Genomic DNA, 24,450 nt, shown 5'->3' with positions numbered 1-24,450 from the left:
ACATTTTCGAGGGGTTAAGTGCCCTCCGCTCCAATCAACTCAGATTTTTAAATAAAATCACATTATAAAAGCAACAAACTTTACGAAAACAGTCTTGTTCATTTAATCTGCAACCGTGACAGCTAATCTATTTTTCTTTGAATGCGTCCTATCACTTTATAAGCGCATTGCAATCAACAATCAATGCAACCTGGCCATCGCCAAGAATGGTTGCACCCGAAATTGCAAATACATTTGTTAAGTAATTTCCTAATGATTTTAATACAACTTCTAACTGCCCAATAAAGGAATCGACAACTAATCCCGCCATTTTGTCCCCTTTTCTTACGATGACAACTGAGTAGAATTCATCTTCTTCTTCTTCTAAAACAGGGACTTCAAATAGATCTTTTAAGAATAAGAGCGGAACAACCTTGCCTCTAAAATCAATGACTCTTTGATTATGGGCATTTAAAATATCGGATTTTTTAACAATTGCCGTTTCAATTATAGATGAAAGCGGGATAGCAAATTTTTCTTGTTGAATTTCAGTAAGCATAACTGAAATAATCGATAGGGTCAGTGGCAATTGAATTGAAAAAACAGAACCATGTCCTAGTTTTGAATCAATAGAAATGGACCCGCCTAATGATTCAATCGTGCTTTTTACTACATCTAGGCCTACTCCCCGCCCCGATACATCGGAAATCTTTTCTGCAGTTGAGAAGCCTGATGCAAGAATCAGTTCATAAACTTGCTGATCCGTCATAGCTGCTGCTGTTTGTTCCGTCACAATTCCGCTCTTTAAAGCCTTTGCCAATACTTTCTCCCTGCTTATACCAGCACCATCATCTTCAATTTCGATAAAGACATGGTTTCCGCTGTGGTAAGCCTTTAGCACAACCGTACCTTCTTCGCTTTTTCCGCTGGCTTTCCTTACTTCAGGTGTTTCTACGCCATGATCCAGTGCATTTCTGATCAAATGGACAAGCGGATCACCGATTTCGTCGATAACCGTCCGGTCAAGCTCTGTTTCAGCACCGATAATCTCAAGGTGAATTTTTTTATTTAAGTCACGGGCTAATTGACGGACCATGCGTGGAAAGCGATTAAAAACAGTTTCAACTGGAACCATCCGCATGTTCAAAATAATGTTCTGTAAATCACCCGTGATTCTTGAAGTACGCTCAACTGTTTCATAAAGCTCTTGATTATTTAAGTCACGTGAAATTTGTTCTAGGCGGCCACGATCGATCACCAATTCTTCAAATAAGTTCATTAGTATATCTAATCTTTCAATATTTACCCGAATCGTTTTACTGCTCGATTGTTTAGCGGAGGACGCTGTCTTTTTCTCCTCCTGATTTTTAAGCTCACCGTTTGACGCCATTTCTTTTTCTTCATCCACTTTTTCTTTAGATGTTACTGGCTCTTTAGTTTCATTATCAATTAGGCGGAGATCAGCTAGAGAAAGCAGGTTTACATCTACTCTTTCCACTTCAGAAACTTTCATCACTTTCTTTTGAATATCATCCTTCGTATCCTTTGAGACGATCGTTACTGTAAACTCATGGTCAAATTGTTCTTCCTCCAATTGCTCTACTGAAGGATTTGACTTGATCACTTCTCCGATTTTCTCTAAAATTTCAAATACCATAAATACTCTTGCAGCTTTTAATAAACAGTCTTCTCGGAGCGAAACGGTTATTTCAAACGTCTCAAAGCCTTGTTCTTTTGATTGCTGAAGAACAGTCATTTCAAATTCATCATATATGCTCTTAACAGTTGGAATACGTTCGGCAACGGCAACAGCTACCTCTGATTTTGCAACAGCTTGAACAGGACTCTCGCCTTTTTCGATTAATAATAATTTGGCAACGACATCTGACACATCTCTTTTGCCATCGCCTCCATCGGCAATCGATTGTACCATCGCTTCAAGATCATCAACAGCGAGAAAAACCACATCTAGAATTTCTGGATTAAATTTAATCTTATGGTTACGAATGGCGTCCAGAACATTTTCCATTTGATGGGTGAGCTTTGCTAAGTCTTCATATCCCATTGTCGCCGACATCCCTTTTAATGTATGAGCTGATCGGAAAATTTCGTTGACAATATTAATATCTTCCGGGTTCTTCTCTAATTCTAGAAGCTGTTCATTACATGATTGCAAATGCTCTTTACTTTCTTCAATAAATACCTCTAAATACTGATTCATATCCACGTGCCCCACACCCCTCGGCATTAAACATATTTCAATATAGTTTCTGCAATATTTTCAACATCTTGGACTTCATCAATTAACTTTGTTGCGATCGCGGCTTTCGGCATCCCGTACACAATCGAAGTTTCGTGCGACTCTGCGATTGCTATAACAATTCCGCTGTTTTTTAATGCAATAAGCCCTTTTGCCCCATCAGATCCCATCCCAGTCATAATGACTGCCACTTTCAAAGAATCCTTAATCTCACTTACTGATTCGAATAGAACATCCACTGCTGGTCTATGACCGTTTCTAGCTTCTGTTTGATCAAGGTGAATCAATAGATTTGTTCCGGCCTGCTTTATTTTCATATGAAACCCGCCCGGAGCAATATACGCAGTTCCTTTCTGAACAACCTCACCATCTTTTGCTTCTTCGACAGAAATATCACAAATCGAATTCAATCTAGCCGCTAATGATTTTGTGAAACCGGCCGGCATATGCTGAACGATAAGAACTGCTGCATCCAAATCCGCAGGCAGCTTTGTCAAAACAGCTTGAAGAGCCCTCGGTCCGCCCGTTGATGTCCCGATGCAAACAATCTTATTTGCATCAGTATTCCATTTCTTAACTGAGTTGTGATTAGAAGGATTCATTAGTTCTATTTTACTATATCTTTCGACTTGTTTAGTAGTCAAATTTCTATTTGTTGTAAATTTATTCAGTTGTTTTTGATTAACTTTGCTAGCAGAGATAACCTTTTGAACTAAATCTTCCTTTATTTTATGTAAATCAAGAGAAATCGCACCCGAAGGTTTTGGGATAAAGTCAATCGCCCCATATTGAATAGCGGTTAACGTATTATCTGCACCTTCCTTTGTTGTACTAGAAAGCATCACGACCGGAATAGGCTGTTTGGCCATGATCAACTTCAATGCCTCTAAACCATTTAAAACTGGCATCTCAACATCCATCGTGATTACATCCGGTTTTAACTCTCTTATCTTCTTAATTGCGATTTCTCCATTTCTTGCCGTACCAATAACTTGAATTTGTGGATCTTCAGAAAGGAAATCAGAAATAAGCTTTCTCATAAACGACGAATCATCTACTACAAGCACATTAATTTTCCTCATAGCGATGCCTACCTTTCAAAGAGAAATTGCTTTAGTTTTGAAATAAATTGAAAAGTATTTGTTGCAGGTTTTTCACTAAATTGCTGCCTGCAATATCGTTCGGTTATATCCGACAAGGATTTTGAAGCGGAAGATTTCTCATTATAAAGGATGAATGGGATTTGCCTTCTAACCGCTTGTTGAATGTTGCGATCATCTGGCAGCGTTCCCAAGCGAATTAAATTCCTGTCAAGAAAGCTCTTTAGGACCTTTGAAATTCGCGTATATGTCTGTTGTCCTTCTTGCTCTGATTGTACGCGATTGATTACTATGTAAAAAGGAATACTAGAATCTACTAAATGTATATGTTTCATGATCGCGTATGCATCGGTGATGGAGGTCGGTTCAGGAGTAGTAATTACAACGATTTCCTGAACAGAGAGGATGAATTTTAATGACTCGTCAGTTACACCAGCCCCCATATCAAAAATTACATAATCGTATTCTATAAATAATCCGGATAGCTCCTGTGTAAATTTTTCAACATGTTCTTCATCTAGTTTGACTAAATGGGAAAGCCCCGATCCTCCCGCGATATAACGAAGACCTTCCGGACCATTCATAATAGCCTTTTTTAGCGGAACAGTTCCTTCAAAAAAGTCAACAATTGAATATTCAGATGTTTTCCCCATTAGGATATCAAGATTTCCCATTCCCATATCCATATCAAATAACAACACTTTGTTTCCTTTTAAAGATAGTGAGATGGCAAAACTTAACGAAAAGTTCGATTTCCCCACTCCCCCTTTTCCGCTTACAACTGCTAGAGTCTTCGGGGTCTTTTCATTAGCTGCCATTTTAAGCTTTAAACGTAATTCTTCTGCTTGGTCTTTCATCTTATTCGACCCCAATAATTGTTTTTGCTATTAGACTTGGTTTTGCGGCGATCATATCATCTGGAACATTTTGGCCATTTGTCATATATGCTACACCCTTGTTGTATTTGCTAATCAAATTGTACATAGCCCCATAGCTTGAAGTTTCATCCGCTTTTGTAAAAATAAGTTTATCGATTTCAATAATTGAAAATTGATCATATATGTCTTCCATATCACGTTGCTTAGCTGTTAATGAAAGAACTAAATAGGTCTCTATATCGTTCTCAAAATCAATCACCTTTTTTAGGTCATCCACATATTGCTTATTTCTAAAGTTTCTACCGGCTGTATCTACTAATACAAGGTCATAGTTTTCAAACGTTCGTGCAGCATTATTAAAATCCTCAATCGTATAGCAAACTTCCATTGGTACATTCAATATTTTTGCATATGTTTTCAATTGATCGATCGCCGCAATTCGATATGTGTCCGTTGTAATAAAGGCAACTTTCTTTTTATGGTTAATCACGCATTCTGCGGCCATTTTTGCAAGGGTTGTCGTTTTGCCGACACCCGTTGGACCTACTACATTGATGTATTTTTTCTTAAAAGAAATCCCCCCAAATGGGATATGAGAAATCCGATCCGAAAGTTCCTTCTCAAGCCAAGAATAGACTGTATCGATTGAAGCATTCGCTCCTTCAACATACCACTTTTCAAGGATTGAACTTAATAATTCTTCTTGAACTGACACATCAAGCTCCTGATTCATCAATAACTTATTCATGATTTGTAGCGGGGCCGGATAGGATATCGCTAATCCGCTATTGTCTGGGGACATATTTTTGATCAGCGTTTTTAATTCATTCATTTCCTTTAAAAGATCTTCAGCAGGCTTTTGCCCAGCAGCAGAACTCTCCTGCTTCAGAGAACCCGCTTTAGGTTGGGCCGGGCTTGCTACTGCTTGAACGATCTGTTTTTGCTTCGTAATTGGAAAGGAATGCCGTTTTTGCTGTTGATCAGCAGCTGCGACCACCTCAATATTTCGCTTTTTAAAAAGACCAAGAAAGCCGCCGGTTTGAATTTCTCTCGAGTTTAAAATCACAGCATCGCTGCCAAGCTCTGCGCGTATTTGTTTCATCGCCTCAGCCATCGAAGAAGCAACATATTTTTTTACCTTCAATCAATATTCACCACCCCAACGCTTTGTACTTCTACATTCGCTTCTAGCTCGTTATATGATAAAATCGGTATTTGCGGAAAATATCGCTCAGTTAATTGCCTCACATACATTCTAACTGCAGGTGAACATAGAACAATTGGCGTTTGCTCGATAAGCGATAATTGCTCCACTTGGGAAGCAATCGCTTCAAGTATTCCTTGTGAAGCAGTCGGGTCGATTGATAAAAAATTGCCATGCTCTGTCTGTTGGATTCCTTCTGCAATTAGTTTCTCCACTTTTCCAGATAATGTGACAACTTTCAGTGAATCATCGCCCTGCGAAAATTGATTGGTAATTTGACGTGCTAGTGCCTGCCGTACATATTCCGCTAACAAATCCGTATCACTCGTTACTTTTCCAAAATCAGCCAGTGTTTCAAAAATAATCGGCAAGTTCCGAACGGACACATTCTCCTTTAAAAGCTTAGCAAGAACCTTTTGGACTTCACCCACTGAAAGGGGATTAGGAGTAACTTCTTCAACAAGAATTGGGTAGCTTTCACCTAGATGGTCAATTAATTGTTTCGTTTCTTGTCGACCTAGTAATTCATGTGCATTTCCTTTAATTATTTCGGTAATATGGGTAGAAACGACAGAGGGCGGATCAACAACTGTATAGCCAAAAATTTCAGCTTGTTCCTTCATATCTTCTGTTATCCATTTAGCTGGCAAGCCGAACGAAGGTTCAATTGTGTCAATTCCTTCGATCGAATCGTCATCAATACCCGGGCTCATCGCCAAATAGTGATCGAGCAAGAGCTCTCCACGGGCAAGTTCATTGCCTTTAATTTTGAGCCGATATTCATTAGGCTGAAGCTGAATATTATCCCGTATCCTGACGACAGGTATGACAAGACCAAGCTCGATGGCAAGCTGCCTGCGGATCATGACAATCCGATCTAGTAGATCTCCACCTTGGTTGGCATCAGCAAGCGGGATGAGTCCATAGCCAAATTCAAATTCGATGGGATCGACATTTAATAAACTGACAACACTTTCAGGACTTTTCATCTCACCTGATTCAAGTTCTTCATCCAATTCCTGCAATTGTTCCTTATCTGGTTCTGGCGTACGGGAGATCGTATAACCTCCGATACCAAGAAGGAGGGCAATCGGCAAAGTTAAAAGAATGCCAATAGGAGTAAAAACTCCGAGCAAAAGGATCGTTGCTCCAGCTACATAAAGCATCTTCGGAAAAGCAAACAACTGGGCAGTAATATCTTTTCCGAGATTTCCATCCGATGCAGCCCTTGTCACAACAATTCCAGTCGCAGTAGAGATTAGAAGCGCTGGAATTTGACTTACAATCCCATCCCCAACGGTTAACAGGGAAAACTTAGCAGCGGAATCGGCAACCGATAGTCCTAACTGCATCACACCGATGACAATCCCGAATATTAAGTTGATCAATACGATGATGATCCCAGCAATCGCATCTCCTTTAACGAATTTACTCGCACCATCCATTGAGCCGTAAAAATCTGCTTCCCTGCTTATTTTATCCCGCCTCGCGCGTGCTTCCTGCTCGGAAATCATCCCAGCATTTAAATCCGCATCAATACTCATTTGCTTTCCTGGCATGGCATCAAGCGTAAAGCGAGCCGCAACCTCGGATACACGCTCCGCTCCTTTCGTGATGACGATAAACTGAATAATAACTAAGATTAAAAAGACAACCATCCCAACAACTATATTTCCGCCAACAACAAAGGTACCAAATGTTTCAACAACTCCACCTGCTTCACCCTTTGAAAGAATTGAACGGGTTGTGGAAACATTTAAGCCTAATCTAAATAGAGTTAATAATAGTAAAAGTGATGGAAAAATTGAAAATTCAAGTGCCTCACTCATATTCATCGTTGTAAGTAAAACTAATAAGGCTAATGTAATATTAATAAGGATAAGTACGCTCAATAGCCATGATGGAAAAGGGATAATTAGCATAGCTACGATTAAAATTACACTTAATAATACTGATAAGTCTCTTGCTGACATCAATCTTCTCTCCTCGCAAGAAAAGCGTAAGACACCAACTAAATGGTGCCTTGAACTAGACTACAACTAGCTCAGTTGAACACTTACTTTCAAAGTTAAATTTTATTTTTAATCCGGTAAACATAAGCAAGAATTTCTGCGACAGCTTTGAAAAATTCTTCTGGGATTGCATCGCCGATTTCCGCCTGGCTATATAAAGCTCTCGCAAGAGGCCTGTTTTCAACAGTGATAATATCTTGTTCTTTCGCGATTAATTTTATCTTTTGAGCGACAAAGTCGACTCCTTTTGCGACAACATATGGAGCGTCTAATTTAGACTCATCATATTTTAAGGCGATCGCATAATGGGTAGGATTTGTAATTACGACATCAGCATTTGGAACTTCCTGCATCATCCTTCTCATCGCCATTTCCCGTTGTCTCTGCTTGATTTTTGATTTAATAAGGGGATCCCCTTCGCTGTTTTTATGCTCATCTTTTATATCCTGTTTGGACATGCGGATGTTTTTTTCAAAATCATATTTCTGATAAAGAAAATCTAACATTGATAGAAATAGGAGCGCACCAGATGCATACAACCCCATTTTAACTGTTAAGCTCCCGATCGTAATCATGGCAGCGCCAACTGACTTTTGTGATAAATTAAGGATTTCATCGATACTGTTCCATAAAACCATAAAAGTAACAAAGCCAACAAAACTAATTTTTAAAATTGATTTAAACAGCTCAACGATGGCTCTTATAGAGAAAATTCGTTTAAATCCTTTAATTGGATTTAACTTTTCCAGCTTCGGCTGGATCGCTTCAGGTGAAAATAAAAAACCGACTTGCATATAATTAGCCACGACTCCTGCGACCATAGCTACAAGCATGATTGGAGCTAAAAAGAAAACAAGTTCATTTAATATCGCAAGGAAAATAGTCTGAATAGTAGCTTCCGTTAATTCCATTAGCATAAATTCTTGAAAGGTATGTCTCATAATTGAAATAATAATATCCTTTAAATAGGAACCGGCAAAAAGCAGTATCAGAAACACGCCTAATAGGACAACAGCAGTGTTCACATCCTGACTTTTGGCAACCTGTCCTTTTTTCCTCGAATCCTGCTTTTTCTTCGGGGTTGCTTTCTCTGTCTTTTCTCCGGCAAAAAACTGTAAATCTAAAGTTAATAAGTGTTTCATCCGTTATGAACCTCCAATAAGAGCCATGAGATCGCGCATCGTGGTTAGCATCGTTTCAAACAATTGCGAAACAACAAGCAGCATGATACTCATCACGGCGATAAGCACAATGAAGCTCACCCCGATTTTCAATGGAAGCCCAACGACAAAAACGTTAAGCTGGGGAACCGTTCGTGCAACAATTCCTAATGCGATATCAACAAGGAAGAGGCTGCCAACAACTGGAATTGCCATTTGGAATGCAATAACGAACATAGAGTTGAAAGATCTAATAACATATTCCACCATCTTTTCGTTGCCAAATGGGATCCACGGCTGATCTAGCGGAATAAACCGATAACTATAAAACACCCCATCAAGCATTAAATGATGGCCATTTACCGTCAGTAAAAAGAAGAGACCGATCGTATATAAATATTGACCCATAAGGGGACTTTGGGCGCCAGTTTGCGGATCGATTACGTTTGCAATCGCAAATCCCATTTGAAAGTCGATAAAGCCGCCAGCAATTTGGATCGCAGCGAGAATCAAATAGGCAATAAAACCGATTAGCAAACCGACAAGCGCCTCTTTAATAATCAATAAGAAATAAGTGCTATTAATCTCTAAAATCGGTGTATCCATTGTAAAAAACATGATTAAGGCCATAAAAAAACCGAATCCGATTTTATGAGCTGTTGGAATAGAGCGATATGAAAAAAGGGGCATCATCAGGAAAAAAGATGTTACCCTTACAAAAATCAGTAAAAAAGCTGGAAACGCTGGGGCTAAATCTATCATTTAATCATCCCACAAACCTCGTTAAGTTCGAAAAAATTTCGTTGGCATAGGAAATCAAATGGCTGAGCATCCATGGTCCAAAGAAAACAATCCCGACTAAAACGGAGACGATTTTTGGAATGAAAGCTAACGTTTGTTCCTGAATTTGTGTGGTTGCTTGAAAGATACTGACGGCTAAGCCAACAACGAGTGCGAGCAGCAGTATCGGCCCACAAATAAGCAAAACGGTTGTAATACCTTGTTTCGCAATTGAAATAACTGTTTCTGGACTCATATTGGACGTTCACCTGCTTAAAAACTTTGTAAAAGTGATTTAACAACGAGATACCAACCGTCAACAAGGACAAACAACAATATTTTAAATGGCAATGATATCATTACTGGCGGAAGCATCATCATTCCCATGGACATTAAAACACTGGCAACAACCATATCGATCACTAAAAAAGGAATAAAAATCATAAATCCAATTTGGAAAGCTGTCTTTATTTCACTAATAGCAAAGGCTGGTACAAGCGCTGTCAAAGGAATATCTTCGATTGATTCTGGTCGGTCTGCTTTGGAATATTCAAGAAATAACGCTAAATCCTTTTGCCTTGTATGGGCGCTCATAAATTCTTTAAATGGGATGGAAGCTTTTTCATATGCTTGTTCCAAATTAATTTCTTCATTAAAAAGCGGTGTCAGCGCTTCTTCATTCACCTGCTGAAATGTAGGAGCCATAATGAAGAAAGATAGAAATAACGACAATCCGATCAAAACTTGATTCGGAGGCATTTGCTGTGTAGCAAGCGCCGTTCTGACAAAGGAGAGAACGATCACAATTCTTGTAAAGCATGTCATTAGAATGAGAATACTCGGTGCCAGTGACAACACCGTCAGCATTAAAACGAGCTTAACTGATGTCGAAACATTTTCGGGCGAACTGTTGTTAAAAAACTCCATAAATTCATTCATCGCTCGTCTGACCCTTTCTTCTCCATCTCTTCGTATACTTTTTTTCTTCCTTTTGTGATATCTTCTAATTGAGTTTTAAGCAATGTTTGAAAATGGTTCCCTTTTCCTTCATTCGATTGACCCTTCTTCGTTCTTTGAAGGACCTTTGTCACAATATCGCTTGGCTGGACAAGCAGTTCCATTTTTTCGTTGTATTCAGAGATGATTTGACTATATTCCTCAGAATCATTAATTTCTTTTAAAAGTTGAATATTCTCGCCTACACCGACGACCAAAATTCGATTTCCTACCTTTATTAATTGCACGGAACGATTTGTGCCTAGTGCAGTTCCGCCCAAATTCTCAATCATCTGTGAGCTTTTATACATTTTGCTTTTCTTATTAATGAATTTGAGCAAAAAGTAAAGCAGTCCTACAACAAATACAGTTGCAAAAATCATTTTGATAAAATCCCAAGCATTGAGGCCTATCTTTTTTGCTTCACTATTCGTTTGTTGTCCTTCCTGCTTTGGCAATTCGTTATAATTACAAGTTTCAGGATGTTCATAACAATCTTTCACACTATTATTCAATTGCTCTGCATAAGCTGATCCCTCCAACCCTTGCAGAGCAATAGTAATAAGAAGCAGCAAAAGTAATGTTCGTTTTACATATCGCAATTGACTGCACCCTCTAAAAATAATCATTCATTAGCCTAATGTTTTCGAGATTGCTTCAATGACACGGTCAGCCTGAAATGGTTTAACGATAAAATCCTTCGCACCGGCTTGGATGGCATCAATAACCATTGCCTGCTGCCCCATCGCTGAACACATAATCACTTTCGCATTTGGATTTATTTTTTTAATTTCCTTTAAGGCTGTAATCCCGTCCATTTCGGGCATTGTAATGTCCATTGTGACTAAATCCGGCTGGTACTCTTTATATTTTTCTACTGCCTGGGCACCGTCCGCTGCTTCACCAACCACGTCAAATCCATTTTTCGATAGAATATCTTTGATCATCATTCTCATAAAAGCTGCGTCATCTACAATTAAAATTTTATGCGCCATAACATTTACCCCCATGCTTTATCTAAGTTTTTTTATTCGGTCACTTTGACTGATTATATCTGTCACACGTACTCCGAAGTTTTCATCGATGACAACCACTTCACCTTGAGCAATGAGACGATTGTTTACTAAAATATCAACTGGTTCACCTGCAAGTTTATCAAGTTCGATGATTGATCCAGCAGATAACTCGAGAATATCCTTTACAGACCGCTTTGTCCTTCCAAGTTCTACTGTTACCTGTAACGGAATGTCAAGGAGCATATTTAAATTTTTTGATTCCGATTCTTGAAGCGGGTATGGTTCAAAATTAGAAAATACTGCCGGCTGAACATTCGGTTGTACAGCCCCTTGGTATACCGAACCAAAATGCTGAGGCCCGTTATGATGACCTGCATGCTGGGTAGGCTGTTGAAAGGCAGGTGGTGCTTGCTGCCAGCCTCCTTGTGTTAATACAGGTTCACTTTGCTGGATAGGCGCCTGGGAATACATAGGTTCTTGTTCGATTGGTTGTTTATCAAACGTCATCTCTGAATGATTTTGAGAAACTGGCGTTTGCATCGTTATTTCTTCCATAGGAGCGGCTTCATCCATAGAGCTACCACCTGGGTTTAATAATTCCTCGACTAAGCTTTTAGCAAATTGAAGCGGCAAAAGCTGCATGATATTGGAATCAATTAAATCCCCTATTTTCAGCCGAAAAGATATTTTCGCTAGAATATCATCGCCCGGTATTTTATCTGTCCCTTCTCCTTGATTTACATCTAAAATATCGATGGATGGAGGAGAAATATCCACTTTTTTGCTAAATATCGTTGACATCGATGTAGCCGCAGATCCCATCATTTGATTCATCGCTTCTTGGACGGCACTTAATTGAATCTCACCCAATAGATCGGCGGGATTTTGTCCGTCACCTCCGAGCATTAAATCAGCAATTATAGCTGCGTCTGATTGTTTAATTACTAATAAGTTTGTCCCGTGAAATCCCTCTGTGTAACTGACTTGTATCGCAACGTATGGATGAGGAAATTCCTCAGGCAATTTTCTTTGTGGGATGACAGATACAGCAGGTGTCGTTATTTCTACTTTTTGATTTAGCAAGGTGGACAATGCTGTTGCCGAACTGCCAAATGAAATATTACCGATTTCCCCTAATGCATCTTGTTCCATATGCGAGAGATAATCTTCAACGTGAAAAATATCGTCTGCTACGTCCATATCATCGTCGTCAGACCCACGTAACAGAGCATCTATTTCATCTTGTGAAAGCATATCATCGCTCATCATCGTCATCTCCCCCTTTCACAATGTCTAATACTTGTATTGCTAACTTTTTATTAATCTTCCCTGGCTGTCCAACAAATTTAGGGATGTTGCCAACTTTTATGACGAGTGGCTGATCGATTTGCCTGTTTAACTCGATAACATCTCCAATCCCGAGCATTAGAAAATCTTGAATACTAATTTCAGAATGCCCCAGTTCACCGACTACCGGCACTTCAGCACTTTGTATATGTTTTTCTAAGCGGCTGAGTTCTTCAGGGACTCTTTCCTTTTTATCTGTCTGCATCCAATAACGGACAGATAATTTAGGGATAATTGGCTCAAGAACAACATGAGGAATACAAATGTTAATCATTCCACTAGTTTCACCAATGGTTGTATTTAAAGAAATGACAACAACGGTTTCGTTCGGCGAGACCATTTGTAAAAATTGCGGATTCACTTCAAAATCCATCAGTTGCGGATCGATTTCAACGATTGTGCTCCATGCTTCGAGATAATTTTCGAACGCACGTTCAAATGTATTCGACATAATCTTCGTTTCAATTTCTGTTAAATTATCAACTTTGTTAATGCTCGATCCTTTGCCGCCCATCATTCTGTCCATTAATGCGTACGCAATATTTGGATTGACCTCCATTAGGATTCGGCCATCCAATGGGGGTACTTCAAATACATTTAAAATGGTCATATTTGGAATCGAACGAATAAATTCCTCATATGGAATTTGATCAGCCGAAGCAACGGTAATTTGGACATATGTTCTTAATTGGGCAGAGAAGAACGTAGTCAATAGTCTTGCAAAATTTTCATGGATCCTTGTTAAACTTCTAATCTGATCTTTAGAAAATCTGAGCGCTCTTTTAAAATCATAGACCCTTATTTTCTTCTCAGTCTGTTCTTTTTTTAGCTCATCTGCATCCATTTCACCTGTAGATAAAGCCGATAACAGTGCGTCTATTTCGTTTTGGGATAAAACTTCGCCGGACATGTTGCCTCACCTCCAGTTTAACTAATTTCTGCCAGATTTTTTATTGGAGGATCGATTCGGTGATATAGACGTTTTCAATCTTTCCTTTTTGCATCAGGCTATTTATCTTTGTCTTTAGGTCCTCTTTTAGCTTCGTTTGACCTGATTTCCCTTGGATTTCATCTGCCTTCATTTCAGACAATTCTTGAATAATGAGATCTTTCACTTGAAAATCTCTTTTTTCTAGTTCTTGTTTCGCCTTTTTGCTATCTGTTTGAATCTTTAATGAAATACGAATAAAATCATTGCTTGCTAGATTAGTTGTTACTTGCGGAATATCAACAGATGCCTCTAATACTTGATCAATGGAAGGCTCTTTCGAACTGGAATTGTCGTTAAGCTGCTTCACAACAATGACTGCAACAGTTCCAACAAGGGCAATGGCAACAAGCAGAATTAACATGATCATTACCAGCTTATTATTCTTCATTCACACTTTCCCCCAGATGATGCCTTCCAAGAAGGCTAACAGATTGATAGAATTCTCTTACCAATTGCAAAACAATATCCGCTGTCTCCTTCACAACATATTTCCGCCCGTTTGTTAACGTAATCGTTGTGTCAGGGAACGATTCTATCGTTTCGATATACACTGCATTTATCATAAATGCTTTACCGTTTAGTCGCGATACTTTAATCAATGTAATTATCAGGGCTAAAGGAACGACTCCTCTAACCCTGTCCCTCCCTTAAACTATCGTTTTAAGTTTACTAGCTCTTGTAAAATTTCATCAGATGTTGTGATAATGCGCGTGTTTGCTTGGAAACCACGTTGGGCAACGATCATTTCGGTGAATTCTTCGGAAAGGTCTACGTTGGACATTTCTAGGGTACCAGAAATTAATGTTCCAGCCCCATCTTCACCAGGACTTAAAGGCAATGGTGTACCGGAGTTCACTGTATCTTTAAACAAATTGTCTCCAACCCTATCTAAGCCGCCATTATTATTAAATCTAGCAATGCCTATTGGTCCTTCTTGGTTTACTATATCAGATCCATCAACTAAAAAATTAATCATTCCGTCATTAGAGATACTCAAACTTTTTATCTGATTTGCATCCCCACCGTTTAATTTAATAGTTAGTCCGCCCTTAGTAAGAACTAAATCACCTGAAGATGTTACAAGTTGAGCATCTTCATCAAGGTATAAGTTTCCTGAGCGGGTATAATAGGTTGTACCCCCTCTATCAACCATTAAATATCCATCACCTTGAATACCTATATCAAGCACCCGCCCGGTTGTTTGTAAACTACCTTGTGTATCTATTGTATCTATTGAAGATAACTGAGAACCTAGTCCTACTTGTTTTGGATTCACCCCTCCAGAATTATCTCCAGGCCCACTAGCTCCTGAAATCGTCTGGCTAACCATTTCCTTGAAGGTCACACGCCCCTTCTTAAACCCATAGGTATTTACATTTGCAATATTATTACCAATTACATCAAGTTTCGTCTGAAAGTTCTTCATTCCACCTATACCTGAGTACATTGAACGCAGCATTTAACTTTAACCCCTTTCGTATTAGCTGCTTCTGTCATTCCGCAGCAATGGCTTCCTATTTAGGTCCAGCCAATATTTATTGATCCATAATAATTGTTCCATTAATATTCGTAAATATTTGTGTTCTTGCTTCTTCCCGGTCCATTGCAGTGATCACAGTATTGTTTTTTGCACTTACAATTAATGCAGCGTCTTTTAGCAATATCAGTGATTCCTTTACACCCATTTTTTTCGCTTCATTTACTTTTTCTTCAATTTGTTGCCAACGAAGATCATTAATTTGGATACCTCTTTGATGTAATCGTTCCTGAGCATGCTTACTTACTGTTAATTTGTTAGATTGTAATGCTTGTTGAAAATGAAGGGAAAAAGTATTTCCACTTATTTGATTCGATTTTAGTCGCTGAATATGTTGGTTGTTTACGGGCTGTGATTGAACCGGTCTAAAATTTGACTTTTCCACCCAATCACTTCCTTTATTTATTCAATTTTATATTAAGGTCATTTCGTGCATCAATCATGTGAATCAAATTTGTTTTAAACTAACTTCTGAAATATTGGCCGGTTCTAATTTTGTGCCATCATCGAGAGTTAAATATACACGACCATTTTTGAATGATATTGAAACAACCGTTCCAATCCCTTCTTGTATAGTTGGCCCCTGATCCGGATCTGCTGAGTCCACAATATTATGCCAAGTTATGTCTTTGCCAATAAACGAATTGTAGGCAATTAATTGGCTTTGTTCTTGAGATTCGACAAACCTATGGAGCGTACTATTCATGTTTGTAATTTGCTCCAATGTGGAGAATGTCGCCATTTGTGCAATAAAGTCTTTATCATCCATCGGGCTTAATGGATCTTGGTTTTGAAGCTGAACCATTAAGATTTTCAAAAAATCATCTTTTCCTAAAATATCTGATCCTGTTTTTCGGTTCTCTTTTTGATAGTTTGATAGAAACAATGATGAATCAATTGTATTTGTCATTCGTAATCACACCTATACTTCAGTATTGAGGAGTGCCTCTTCAAACGAGTGGGTAAAATCTTCTTTATGCTGTTCTTTCTGATCGTCCCTGTTCTGCTGTCTTTCCTGCCCTTGCTGCTGCTCACGATTAAATGTGCGTTCCTGCCCAGTAAACTGCTGCGAGATTTCTACTCTCTCTATTTGGATATTTTGAGAACTGAACGCTTGCTTTAATCCATTGAGATGGGATTCCATCATATCCTTCGCAACAGTAGTAGATGTGAGAATTCGGGCAATAATTGCTGAATCTTTCTGAATCAATTCCACTCTAAGAGCGCCTAAATGTTCCGGATTTAACTTTATGAACAGTTTTTGCGTGCCGCCGTTTTTAATAAATTGGCTCTTTGACAGAATCGATTCAAACTGATCGATCAATTGCTCTGCCGACACTTGCTTACCGGAATGATTGACCATTAGTGTTAATTGTTCAGGTTTGGATAATTGCTGATATTGAATAAAGCCTGGATGAATCGTTTCAGTTTTGTGCAATACTTTAGATATGTTCTCAAGATTTTCAAAGCCCGCAGAAACGGTTGAATTCTTTCTATTCATCTCTTGGACTACAGATGAAAACGCTTTGTGCAGAAACTCTTCCCTATTAGAAGTATCAGCACTAGCTAATTTCATCTCTAGCTTCTCATTAATATTTTTCATAAATTCCCGTAATTTCATTTGATCGCCTAAAGAATCCTGATGGGCTGCTAATAATTCATAAAGCTTTAATGCTTTCAGTGTTTGTCCAAATTCTTTATTAGGTTCAAAATCCTGTAGTAAAACCAAATTCCCGTATAAACTATTCAATACCTGTAAAAGTTCAGCTGATGACAAGCCTATCTGTTCTTCTATCATACGCATAATTTCATCAATACTTTGATACGCTGTTTTCTCCAATAACTCAGACCCATTTTCAAGCTCCAGAATATCATTGATCTGCAAAAACTGGATGAGTCCAGCTAGTTCCTCGCTAGATAACTCATCTTTTTCTTCTCCTTCAGTTAGACCTTCTAGAGCAACAGGAGGGTTATTGGTTAAATTTGCAAACAGAGCAGAAAAACCATTCGTACCTTTGCCTGATAAAACTGGTTCCGCTTCCCGAGGAATTAGTGTGCTAATTGCTCCTAATCCGCCAATTTCCATATCTTCACCTCCCTTCGATCCGTTATATTATGGCGAGTTCAAAGCATTATTTTCCTTCTCAACCGTTAATAACTCAGTAAATCGCGCCGCATCCTTAGGGTCCATTTTTTCCATTATCCCGGCTAATGTCGCTGCTTTTAGATTAGATAGAATTTTTATCGCTTCCGGTTCACTCATTTGCGAAATGATGGGAGCAGCCTTTTTGGCAGAAATCGTTTCATACGTTTTTACAATATCTTTAAATGCCCGTTTGTTTTCCTCTTTCATCGCAGTCAATTCATCAATTTCCTCTTCTAGACGTTCTCTTTCCTTTTGTGCCTTCGAAATTTCCTGATCTTTACTGTCCAATTTCGTTTCTAGCTGTGAGATTTTTGCTTCACGATCTTTGATCTCGGCTTCTAGTTCAATCATCTTCGTTTCAAGTTCCTCGACTGATTGCGTTTTTTCCTCTGTAGAGATAAAAGGGATTTTCTGACTGTATTCCTTCGTTATTTCAAAGACATTATAGCCAAGAATAGTCATAGCAATGAGGGCGACTGTTATTGCAAATAGCAACGGAATAAAGACAATTAATATGAAGCTTTGAAACTTCGTATACTTTTTCGATTCTTTTTCTTCTAAAACCTTGTCCATTTTACCACCTAATTTCCCCGATTCATAAACTGCTGAATCGAGATATCATCCATTTGTCTTCCCTCTATTTGTTTAGTCATTTCAACAAAATTTGTTAAATCTTTTTCTTTGATTTTGACATACTTTTTCACTTCGATGTTTTTTTCCATCAGCTTTTCTTGATGATAGTTCATATGATGGCGTGCATTTACAACCATTTGTTGGTAATGATTAATGGTCTTTTCTAAATTATGAATAAAAAGCTGATGATGCCTAATTTCTTGCACAGGCAATCCGCTAACGAGCCTTGAAGACTGATAAACTTCCAGTTCCTCTTTTTTCTTCAAGTACTCATACAATTTCTCAGCAGCTTCTTCAAATCTTTTCACTGCCTGATTATAAATATTAAAAGCTTCATCCTTTTCTCTTTCTTTGATTGTCAGGATTTTTTCGAATTTAAATTGGTATTGCATGGAGATCAATCTCCTTTCCCCACGAGACTGGATAATTGCTGAATACTTTCCTGAAAGGAAACTTTTTCATTCGTCCCCTGTTTTAAAAAAGAAATAATCGTCGGATAAAGCCTGATCGCTTCATCAATTTCTATCGAGGAACCTCTTTTGTACGCACCGATATTAATTAAGTCCTCTGAATTTATATAGGTACTTAATGTTTCCCGTAGTTTCTCCGCTGCTTTCACGTGATCAGACTGAACGATATTATTCATCACGCGGCTCACGCTTTTCAATACATTTACGGCCGGATATTGACCTTTATTTGCTAGTGATCGATCAAGTACAAAGTGGCCATCCAATATTCCTCTAACTGTATCAGCAATTGGCTCATTCATATCATCGCCATCAACTAGGACTGTATAGAAAGCTGTGATCGATCCATGTTCATTTGTTCCTGTTCTTTCTAAAAGTTTTGGCAGTACAGCAAAAACAGACGGTGTGTACCCTTTTGTTGTCGGTGGTTCCCCGATTGCTAGTCCGACTTCCCTTTGGGCCATCGCAACCCGGGTAACAGAATCCATCATCATCATGACATTTAAGCCTTTATCGCGGAAATATTCGGCAATCGCGGTTGCCGTATAAGCCCCTTTTATTCTCATTAATGCAGGCTGATCAGAAGTAGCAACAACAACGATGGATCGGCTTAAGCCTTCAGGTCCTAAATCACGTTCAATAAATTCGCGTACTTCTCTCCCACGTTCTCCAATTAGCGCAATCACATTCAAATCCGCTGTTGTATTTCGTGCAATCATCCCTAGAAGAGTACTTTTACCAACTCCACTACCTGCAAATATACCGACCCGCTGCCCATTCCCTACTGTCAAAAGACTATCAATCATTCTGACACCTACTTCAATCGCTGATGAAATAGGGGGTCTTTGCATCGGATTAGGCGGAGACTGTTCAGTAGGAACAGATGACAAACCTTTCGGTAACGGAGACCCATCAAGCGGAAGTCCAAGCGAATCAATAACGGACCCGATTAACTGCGCTCCGACCCTTATCTCTAAAGGTTTAGAAGTTGCTTCCACTAAACTCCCGGGAGAAATATCATTGATCGTTGTGTAAGGCATTAAAATAACATTTTCATTATTGAACCCGACAACTTCGGCCTGAATCTTTCTTTTTTGTTTATTTCCAACATGAATAAAACATACGTCTCCAATGGAGCTTTCAGGTGGACCTTGCGATTCAATCATCAATCCTACTACTCTATTTACACGTCCATAACGTTTGAAGGAATCCAGCTGGTCAATCTGCTCGATTAAATCGGCAAGCTTCATTCCTATTCACCCTCCAGCATTTCGATAAGCTTTTGTTTAATTTCTTCGAGCTGACTATCAATACTAGCGTCAATTTTGCCGTTAACAGATTCAATAATGCAGCTGGATTCCGATAGGTCGTCATCCGGGAAGATATAAAAATCGATTTCTTTAGGAAACAATGTGATCAGCTCATCCTTATTTGAAAGGAGGAACTCATAATGAACAGGATGAACATGGAGTTGGACTTCCTGATTTTCCCTTGCTTCTTTTAACGCAAGTTTTACAATAGATAGAAATTCTTCGTTATTATCCTGCAATGATTTACCTAAAATTTTCTGTGCTACCTTTAAGCCAATATTAAGAATCGTTTTTTCTGAGGAATCAACATGCCTTCGAAAATCTTTCTTTGCTGATTCGACTACCTCTTTAGCAGACTGAATTAATTCAGCATACTCTGTATAACCTTTCTTATGGCCTTCTTCTAATCCGTTTGAAAAACCAGCTTCCCGCGCCTGCTCTGCAATCGTTTCTTTTTCAAGTTCAAATGCCTGTTTTTGTTCGTTCATTTGCCGTTGCATGTATTCTGCTTCAAGCTTCGCTTCATTAATAATGGCCTCAGCTTCAAGTTGAGCATTCTTCAAAATTGCCTCAACTTGAATGTCTGTGTTTACGGGAGCTGTTTCCGTTTTCTCTGGCTGGTTAGGGCGCTCAAGAATTTTAATTGAAATGACCTTTTTTTCCGTCTTATTCGGTTCAGTCCAATGGGATTTGATTAATCTAGACAATAATATCATCTCCCCCGCCGCGTGCAACGACGATCTCCCCAGCTTCCTCTAGACGGCGAATAATGGCAACTATTCTTGATTGTGCTTCTTCAACATCTCTTAGTCTAACAGGACCCATATACTCCATCTCATCCTTAAACGTTTCAACCATCCGTTTAGACATATTTTTATAGATAATCTCTTTCACTTCATCACTGGAAACCTTAAGTGAAAGCATTAGGTCTTCACTTTCACAATCACGAATAACTCTCTGAATTGCACGGTTATCAAGAGTAACGATGTCTTCAAATACAAACATCCTCTTCTTAATTTCCTCAGCAAGCTCCGGATCTTGAATTTCCAACGCATCCAAAATAGTCCGCTCCGTCGATCGGTCAACACCATTTAGGACATCGACAACCGCTTCAATTCCGCCTGTCTGTGTATAATCCTGTGTAACGGTTGCAGATAGTTTTCTCTCTAATATTTGTTCAACTTCATTGATTATTTCAGGTGCTGTACTATCCATAACAGCGATCCTTTTAGCAATATCCGCCTGCATTTCCTGCGGCAGCTCTGATAATATTTGACCTGCCTGAGCAGCATCCAAATACGATAAGATCAATGAAATGGTTTGCGGATGCTCATTTTGAATGAAATTTAATATTTGAGCCGGATCAGCTTTTCTCGCAAAATCAAATGGCCTAACCTGCAATGAAGAGGTTAGTCGGTTAATAATAATAGCCGCTTGCTCAGTACCAAGTGCTTTTTCAAGGACGGTTTTTGCATAGCCGATCCCGCCTTGAGAAATGTAATCTTGCGCCAGCGCAATATTGTGAAACTCCTCAAGAATTTCCACCTTTGTTTGCGAGTCAACCTTTCTGACACCAGAGATCTCTAAGGTTAATTTTTCAATTTCCTCTTCACTCAAATGCTTATATACAGAAGACGCAACATCGGGACCAAGTGAAATGAGAAGGATGGCCGCCTTTTGTTTACCAGATAATTCTTTTTGATCTCTTTTCGCCACTATCCATCCCTCCTAATCTTCAGCAATCCAAGAACGCAACAGCTTTGCAAAGTCTTCTGGTTTTTCTTTTGCCATTTTTTCAAGTTGTTTCTTGCGCATCGTGCTTTCTGTTTCATGCTCTTCATTAACATCTGGGACTTGAATTAATTCTTCCTGTTTACTGTTCTCTTCTTCAGCTTCCGCTCGTTTTCTTCTTGCTTTAATAAATAAGAAGATAAGCCCCCCGATAATAGCTAAAAGAATACCGCCTGCGATATACGCCCACATTGGCATGACTGGCTTAATTTCATTCGGGAACTCTACCTTCCCTTTGAACGGTTGGACTGAAACAACGACTTTATTCTGTAAATCCGCTTCAGTCAACTCCGCGTTACCAGCTTTCTTATCAATCGTTGTGCGGACGATCGTCCCAAGGATTTTCGTAATATCATCGATTCTTTCTTGCGGAAGTGAGTTTGGATCGTCCGCTTCTGGTGGTTCCACCATTACTTGAATTCCAAGATCTCTTACTTTGTAGGGACTCTCAACAATTTCTTTGCGTATTTTATTTACTTCATTATTGATTGTTTCTTCAATTCTTTCGTAATCACCATTTGAGCCGTTACCTTCTAAATAAGAAGATCCAAGTGCATCAGCAGGGTCTTGTCCTTGAGGAAGTCCACCGACCTGATCTGCATTTCCAGTAAAGGTTTCAGTAATTTTCTGAGCGCTGATCGCAATCCCTGCCATATTTTCCTCATCAACTGGTGTTATAAGGTCTTCCTGCCTATTCTCCTGGGTGAAGTCGATATCAGCAGTAACTGACACAACAACCTTTTCCTGCCCCATCAAGGTTCTTAACATCCCTTGAACTTGACGTTGGACATCTCTTTCAATTTGCTTCTTTATTTCATGTTGTGCAGCAAATGAAGCGCCTGGCGAAGAATTATTATTTTTTAAGTCAAAGTACTCAAAAAACTGGTTTGTTATGACGATATTATCAGTAGGCAGATTGGGAATGCTTTTTGAAACTAAATGATAGAGTGCTTGAATTTGAGATTCCTCGAACTGATAGCCTGGTTTTGTATTAAGAATAATGGATGCGGAAGCTTCCTCTGCTTGATCACTGACAAAGATCCCTTTCTGTGGAAGGGTGATCATCACCTTGGCATCATTCACACCATCAATCGCTTTCATCAGGTTCGCTAATTCCCCTTGCATCGAATTTAGCTTATTCATATTAAACTCATTATCAGTGCTGCCAAATCCGGCATTCTGACTAAAAAATGAATAATCAATGCTTCCCGATTTAGGGATCCCTTCAGCAGCGAGCTCTACTTTAAGTGTATCCACAATCTCTTCAGGGACTCTTATGGTTGAGCCTCCATCGGTTATTTCCGATTTAATGCCCCTTCCGTCCAAGCTTTCTTTAATTGTGCCTGTCTCAGATGGTGACAAATTGCTGTATAAAGGCACTAAAGTGGTTCTAGTTGCTAAAAGGGATCCCAATGCAATTATGACTATAAATAAAAGAGCGGAACCAAAGAGCACAAGTTTTTGCTTTTTGGTTCGGCTTCTCCAGTATTCTTTAGCTTTATTTACATATTTCTGAAATGATTCATTCATCTTAATCCCCCGGTTATTCTGTCTCATTCTTTGGCAGCTAATAACCGCTATTCGTTAGTTTTTAGCTTTAACAACAGATTAAAATATCGCCCTCTAGGTCACATGGCGCTTCGGCTTTCCTATTAAACTTGCATCCTCATTGTCTCTTGATAGGCTTCGATCACTTTATTCCGGATTTCTAATGCAGCCTGCATTGTTATACTGGCTTTTTGAGAAGCAATCATTACTTGATGAAGATCAACATTTTCTCCTCTTGCCAGTTTTTCGGTCATTTTATCTGATTGAATCTGAGCTTCATTAATTTTTTCAATTGAATTTTTCAATACGGACGAAAAACTCCTATGAGCTTCGAAAGGTGTATATGTATGGGTCTTGGTGTTTTTTTGTGGTTTTAACATTTGAGTAACAGGCATGAATGTCACCTTATTCATTTAACCATTCTCCTTTATTTCCCTATTTCTAATGCTTTCATCATCATCCCTTTGGAAGCATTAAAAACAGTCACGTTTGCTTCATACGATCTAGTGGCACTCATCAAATCAACCATTTCCCGCAACGGATCAACATTAGGCAGCTCAACATAGCCTTCATTATTTGCGTCAGGATGTTCAGGGTCGTAAACGAGCTTAAATGGTGTTTGATCTTCAATAATCCTTGAAACTTTCACCCCGTTGCCAACTGAATGGCTACCAGTTCTATTCATGGCTGTATTTAAAAAACTGGAGAATTGCCCTTCTTTCGGTTCGAGAACAACTGATTTACGACGGTAAGGCTGCCATTCGCCATTTACAACTCTCGCTCTAGTCGAATCAACATTCGCCATATTGGATGAAATAACGTCCATTCGCAGTCTTTGTGCAGTTAAGGCAGAGGCTGTGTTATTCATACTATGAAAAATTGACATTCTTACTTACCTCCTCGAATGACAGTTTGTAGACTGGAGAATTTCCCACTCATTCTATCTATCATTGCATTAAAATAGATTTGGTTCGTAGCTAAATCTGCCATTTCATTGTCCATATCTACACTGTTTCTGTTATGGTTAAACGACACATTTTTTCTCGTGATGACTCCCGAATTAGAAATGGGCCTTCCTTTGAATTCGAAATGTCTATTATCGGTGCGATTTGCAGCCATTGATTGATTTGATGCCAACCGTAATGTTTCTTTAAAACTGACATCTTTTGCTTTATATCCCGGTGTGCTTTCATTCGCAATATTTTGCGAAATTACTTTCTGTTTTAGTGAAGAATAATTTAAACCTTGTTCAATTGTTGATATCGTGTTGGAAAATAATTTCATAAACCCACCTC

At 38.9% G+C, this 24,450-nt stretch carries 28 protein-coding genes; all 28 read right to left on the bottom strand.

The window, feature by feature from the left end; genetic code table 11:
- Positions 1–151 precede the first annotated feature (151 nt).
- The gene (locus tag BGM26_RS02450; RefSeq protein WP_217038173.1) at positions 152–2,206 is read right to left on the bottom strand and encodes a chemotaxis protein CheW; all 2,055 of its coding nucleotides are present in this window, start codon (positions 2,204–2,206) and stop codon (positions 152–154) included.
- Between the two features lie 20 nt (positions 2,207–2,226).
- A complete protein-coding gene (locus BGM26_RS02445) occupies positions 2,227–3,321 on the bottom strand; it encodes a protein-glutamate methylesterase/protein-glutamine glutaminase (RefSeq protein WP_217038172.1) in 1,095 nt (364 codons plus the stop codon).
- 8 nt (positions 3,322–3,329) lie between these two features.
- Positions 3,330–4,196: a MinD/ParA family protein gene (locus BGM26_RS02440; protein ID WP_217038171.1), complete on the bottom strand. Its 867-nt coding sequence runs from the start codon at positions 4,194–4,196 to the stop codon at positions 3,330–3,332.
- 1 nt (position 4,197) lies between these two features.
- On the bottom strand, positions 4,198–5,361 hold the full coding sequence (gene flhF / locus BGM26_RS02435) for a flagellar biosynthesis GTPase FlhF (RefSeq protein ID WP_217038170.1): 1,164 nt from the start codon (positions 5,359–5,361) through the stop codon (positions 4,198–4,200).
- Positions 5,358–7,394 (bottom strand): flagellar biosynthesis protein FlhA, encoded by a 2,037-nt coding sequence (gene flhA, locus BGM26_RS02430; RefSeq protein ID WP_217038169.1) that lies wholly within the window; start codon positions 7,392–7,394, stop codon positions 5,358–5,360. Before flhA ends, flhF begins: the two co-directional genes overlap by 4 nt.
- A gap of 95 nt (positions 7,395–7,489) precedes the next feature.
- A complete protein-coding gene (flhB, locus tag BGM26_RS02425; RefSeq protein ID WP_217038168.1) occupies positions 7,490–8,575 on the bottom strand; it encodes a flagellar biosynthesis protein FlhB in 1,086 nt (361 codons plus the stop codon).
- 3 nt (positions 8,576–8,578) lie between these two features.
- Positions 8,579–9,355, bottom strand: coding sequence for a flagellar biosynthetic protein FliR (gene fliR / locus BGM26_RS02420; RefSeq protein ID WP_217038167.1), 777 nt, complete (start codon positions 9,353–9,355; stop codon positions 8,579–8,581).
- A 4-nt stretch (positions 9,356–9,359) separates the two neighbouring features.
- A complete protein-coding gene (gene fliQ, locus BGM26_RS02415; protein WP_217038166.1) occupies positions 9,360–9,629 on the bottom strand; it encodes a flagellar biosynthesis protein FliQ in 270 nt (89 codons plus the stop codon).
- Between the two features lie 17 nt (positions 9,630–9,646).
- Entirely contained in the window at positions 9,647–10,312 is a 666-nt protein-coding gene (fliP, locus tag BGM26_RS02410; RefSeq protein ID WP_217038165.1) for a flagellar type III secretion system pore protein FliP, read from the bottom strand.
- Positions 10,309–10,971, bottom strand: coding sequence for a flagellar biosynthetic protein FliO (locus BGM26_RS02405; RefSeq protein WP_254118930.1), 663 nt, complete (start codon positions 10,969–10,971; stop codon positions 10,309–10,311). The genes fliP and BGM26_RS02405 overlap by 4 nt, the downstream gene beginning before the upstream one ends.
- Before the next feature lie 30 nt (positions 10,972–11,001).
- Entirely contained in the window at positions 11,002–11,364 is a 363-nt protein-coding gene (locus tag BGM26_RS02400) for a chemotaxis protein CheY (RefSeq protein ID WP_217038163.1), read from the bottom strand.
- Between the two features lie 18 nt (positions 11,365–11,382).
- Positions 11,383–12,654, bottom strand: coding sequence for a flagellar motor switch phosphatase FliY (gene fliY, locus BGM26_RS02395; RefSeq protein ID WP_217038162.1), 1,272 nt, complete (start codon positions 12,652–12,654; stop codon positions 11,383–11,385).
- Complete coding sequence (gene fliM, locus BGM26_RS02390; RefSeq protein ID WP_217038161.1) at positions 12,641–13,642, bottom strand: flagellar motor switch protein FliM; 1,002 nt, start codon at positions 13,640–13,642, stop codon at positions 12,641–12,643. Before fliM ends, fliY begins: the two co-directional genes overlap by 14 nt.
- A 40-nt stretch (positions 13,643–13,682) precedes the next feature.
- Complete coding sequence (gene fliL, locus BGM26_RS02385; protein WP_217038160.1) at positions 13,683–14,111, bottom strand: flagellar basal body-associated protein FliL; 429 nt, start codon at positions 14,109–14,111, stop codon at positions 13,683–13,685.
- Positions 14,101–14,322 carry a flagellar FlbD family protein gene (locus BGM26_RS02380; protein ID WP_217038159.1) on the bottom strand — a complete coding sequence of 74 codons (222 nt, stop codon included), beginning with the start codon at positions 14,320–14,322 and terminating at the stop codon, positions 14,101–14,103. Before BGM26_RS02380 ends, fliL begins: the two co-directional genes overlap by 11 nt.
- Before the next feature lie 53 nt (positions 14,323–14,375).
- On the bottom strand, positions 14,376–15,182 hold the full coding sequence (flgG, locus tag BGM26_RS02375; RefSeq protein WP_217038158.1) for a flagellar basal body rod protein FlgG: 807 nt from the start codon (positions 15,180–15,182) through the stop codon (positions 14,376–14,378).
- Between the two features lie 76 nt (positions 15,183–15,258).
- Entirely contained in the window at positions 15,259–15,645 is a 387-nt protein-coding gene (locus tag BGM26_RS02370; protein WP_217038157.1) for a TIGR02530 family flagellar biosynthesis protein, read from the bottom strand.
- Positions 15,646–15,708: 63 nt separating this feature from the next.
- The gene (gene flgD / locus BGM26_RS02365; protein ID WP_217038156.1) at positions 15,709–16,170 is read right to left on the bottom strand and encodes a flagellar hook assembly protein FlgD; all 462 of its coding nucleotides are present in this window, start codon (positions 16,168–16,170) and stop codon (positions 15,709–15,711) included.
- A gap of 12 nt (positions 16,171–16,182) precedes the next feature.
- Positions 16,183–17,346 carry a flagellar hook-length control protein FliK gene (locus BGM26_RS02360; protein ID WP_217038155.1) on the bottom strand — a complete coding sequence of 388 codons (1,164 nt, stop codon included), beginning with the start codon at positions 17,344–17,346 and terminating at the stop codon, positions 16,183–16,185.
- 27 nt (positions 17,347–17,373) lie between these two features.
- Positions 17,374–17,979, bottom strand: a complete 606-nt coding sequence (locus tag BGM26_RS02355) for a MotE family protein (RefSeq protein ID WP_217038154.1) — start codon at positions 17,977–17,979, stop codon at positions 17,374–17,376.
- A gap of 8 nt (positions 17,980–17,987) precedes the next feature.
- Complete coding sequence (gene fliJ, locus BGM26_RS02350) at positions 17,988–18,431, bottom strand: flagellar export protein FliJ (protein WP_217038153.1); 444 nt, start codon at positions 18,429–18,431, stop codon at positions 17,988–17,990.
- Positions 18,432–18,436: 5 nt separating this feature from the next.
- On the bottom strand, positions 18,437–19,756 hold the full coding sequence (gene fliI / locus BGM26_RS02345; RefSeq protein WP_217038152.1) for a flagellar protein export ATPase FliI: 1,320 nt from the start codon (positions 19,754–19,756) through the stop codon (positions 18,437–18,439).
- Between the two features lie 2 nt (positions 19,757–19,758).
- Entirely contained in the window at positions 19,759–20,532 is a 774-nt protein-coding gene (fliH, locus tag BGM26_RS02340; RefSeq protein WP_217038151.1) for a flagellar assembly protein FliH, read from the bottom strand.
- The gene (gene fliG, locus BGM26_RS02335; RefSeq protein ID WP_217038150.1) at positions 20,516–21,532 is read right to left on the bottom strand and encodes a flagellar motor switch protein FliG; all 1,017 of its coding nucleotides are present in this window, start codon (positions 21,530–21,532) and stop codon (positions 20,516–20,518) included. Before fliG ends, fliH begins: the two co-directional genes overlap by 17 nt.
- 12 nt (positions 21,533–21,544) lie before the next feature.
- Complete coding sequence (gene fliF / locus BGM26_RS02330) at positions 21,545–23,137, bottom strand: flagellar basal-body MS-ring/collar protein FliF (protein WP_217038149.1); 1,593 nt, start codon at positions 23,135–23,137, stop codon at positions 21,545–21,547.
- Between the two features lie 122 nt (positions 23,138–23,259).
- Positions 23,260–23,568: a flagellar hook-basal body complex protein FliE gene (gene fliE / locus BGM26_RS02325; protein WP_217038147.1), complete on the bottom strand. Its 309-nt coding sequence runs from the start codon at positions 23,566–23,568 to the stop codon at positions 23,260–23,262.
- 14 nt (positions 23,569–23,582) lie between these two features.
- Complete coding sequence (gene flgC, locus BGM26_RS02320; protein ID WP_217038145.1) at positions 23,583–24,041, bottom strand: flagellar basal body rod protein FlgC; 459 nt, start codon at positions 24,039–24,041, stop codon at positions 23,583–23,585.
- A 2-nt stretch (positions 24,042–24,043) separates the two neighbouring features.
- A complete protein-coding gene (gene flgB / locus BGM26_RS02315) occupies positions 24,044–24,439 on the bottom strand; it encodes a flagellar basal body rod protein FlgB (protein ID WP_217038143.1) in 396 nt (131 codons plus the stop codon).
- Between the last annotated feature and the right edge of the window lie 11 nt (positions 24,440–24,450).

Source organism: Bacillus sp. FJAT-29790, from assembly GCF_019039215.1.
GTDB lineage: Bacteria > Bacillota > Bacilli > Bacillales > Cytobacillaceae > Cytobacillus.
The sequence above is the reverse complement of the archived record's forward strand: the minus strand, read 5'-3'. Positions and strand labels throughout refer to the sequence as shown.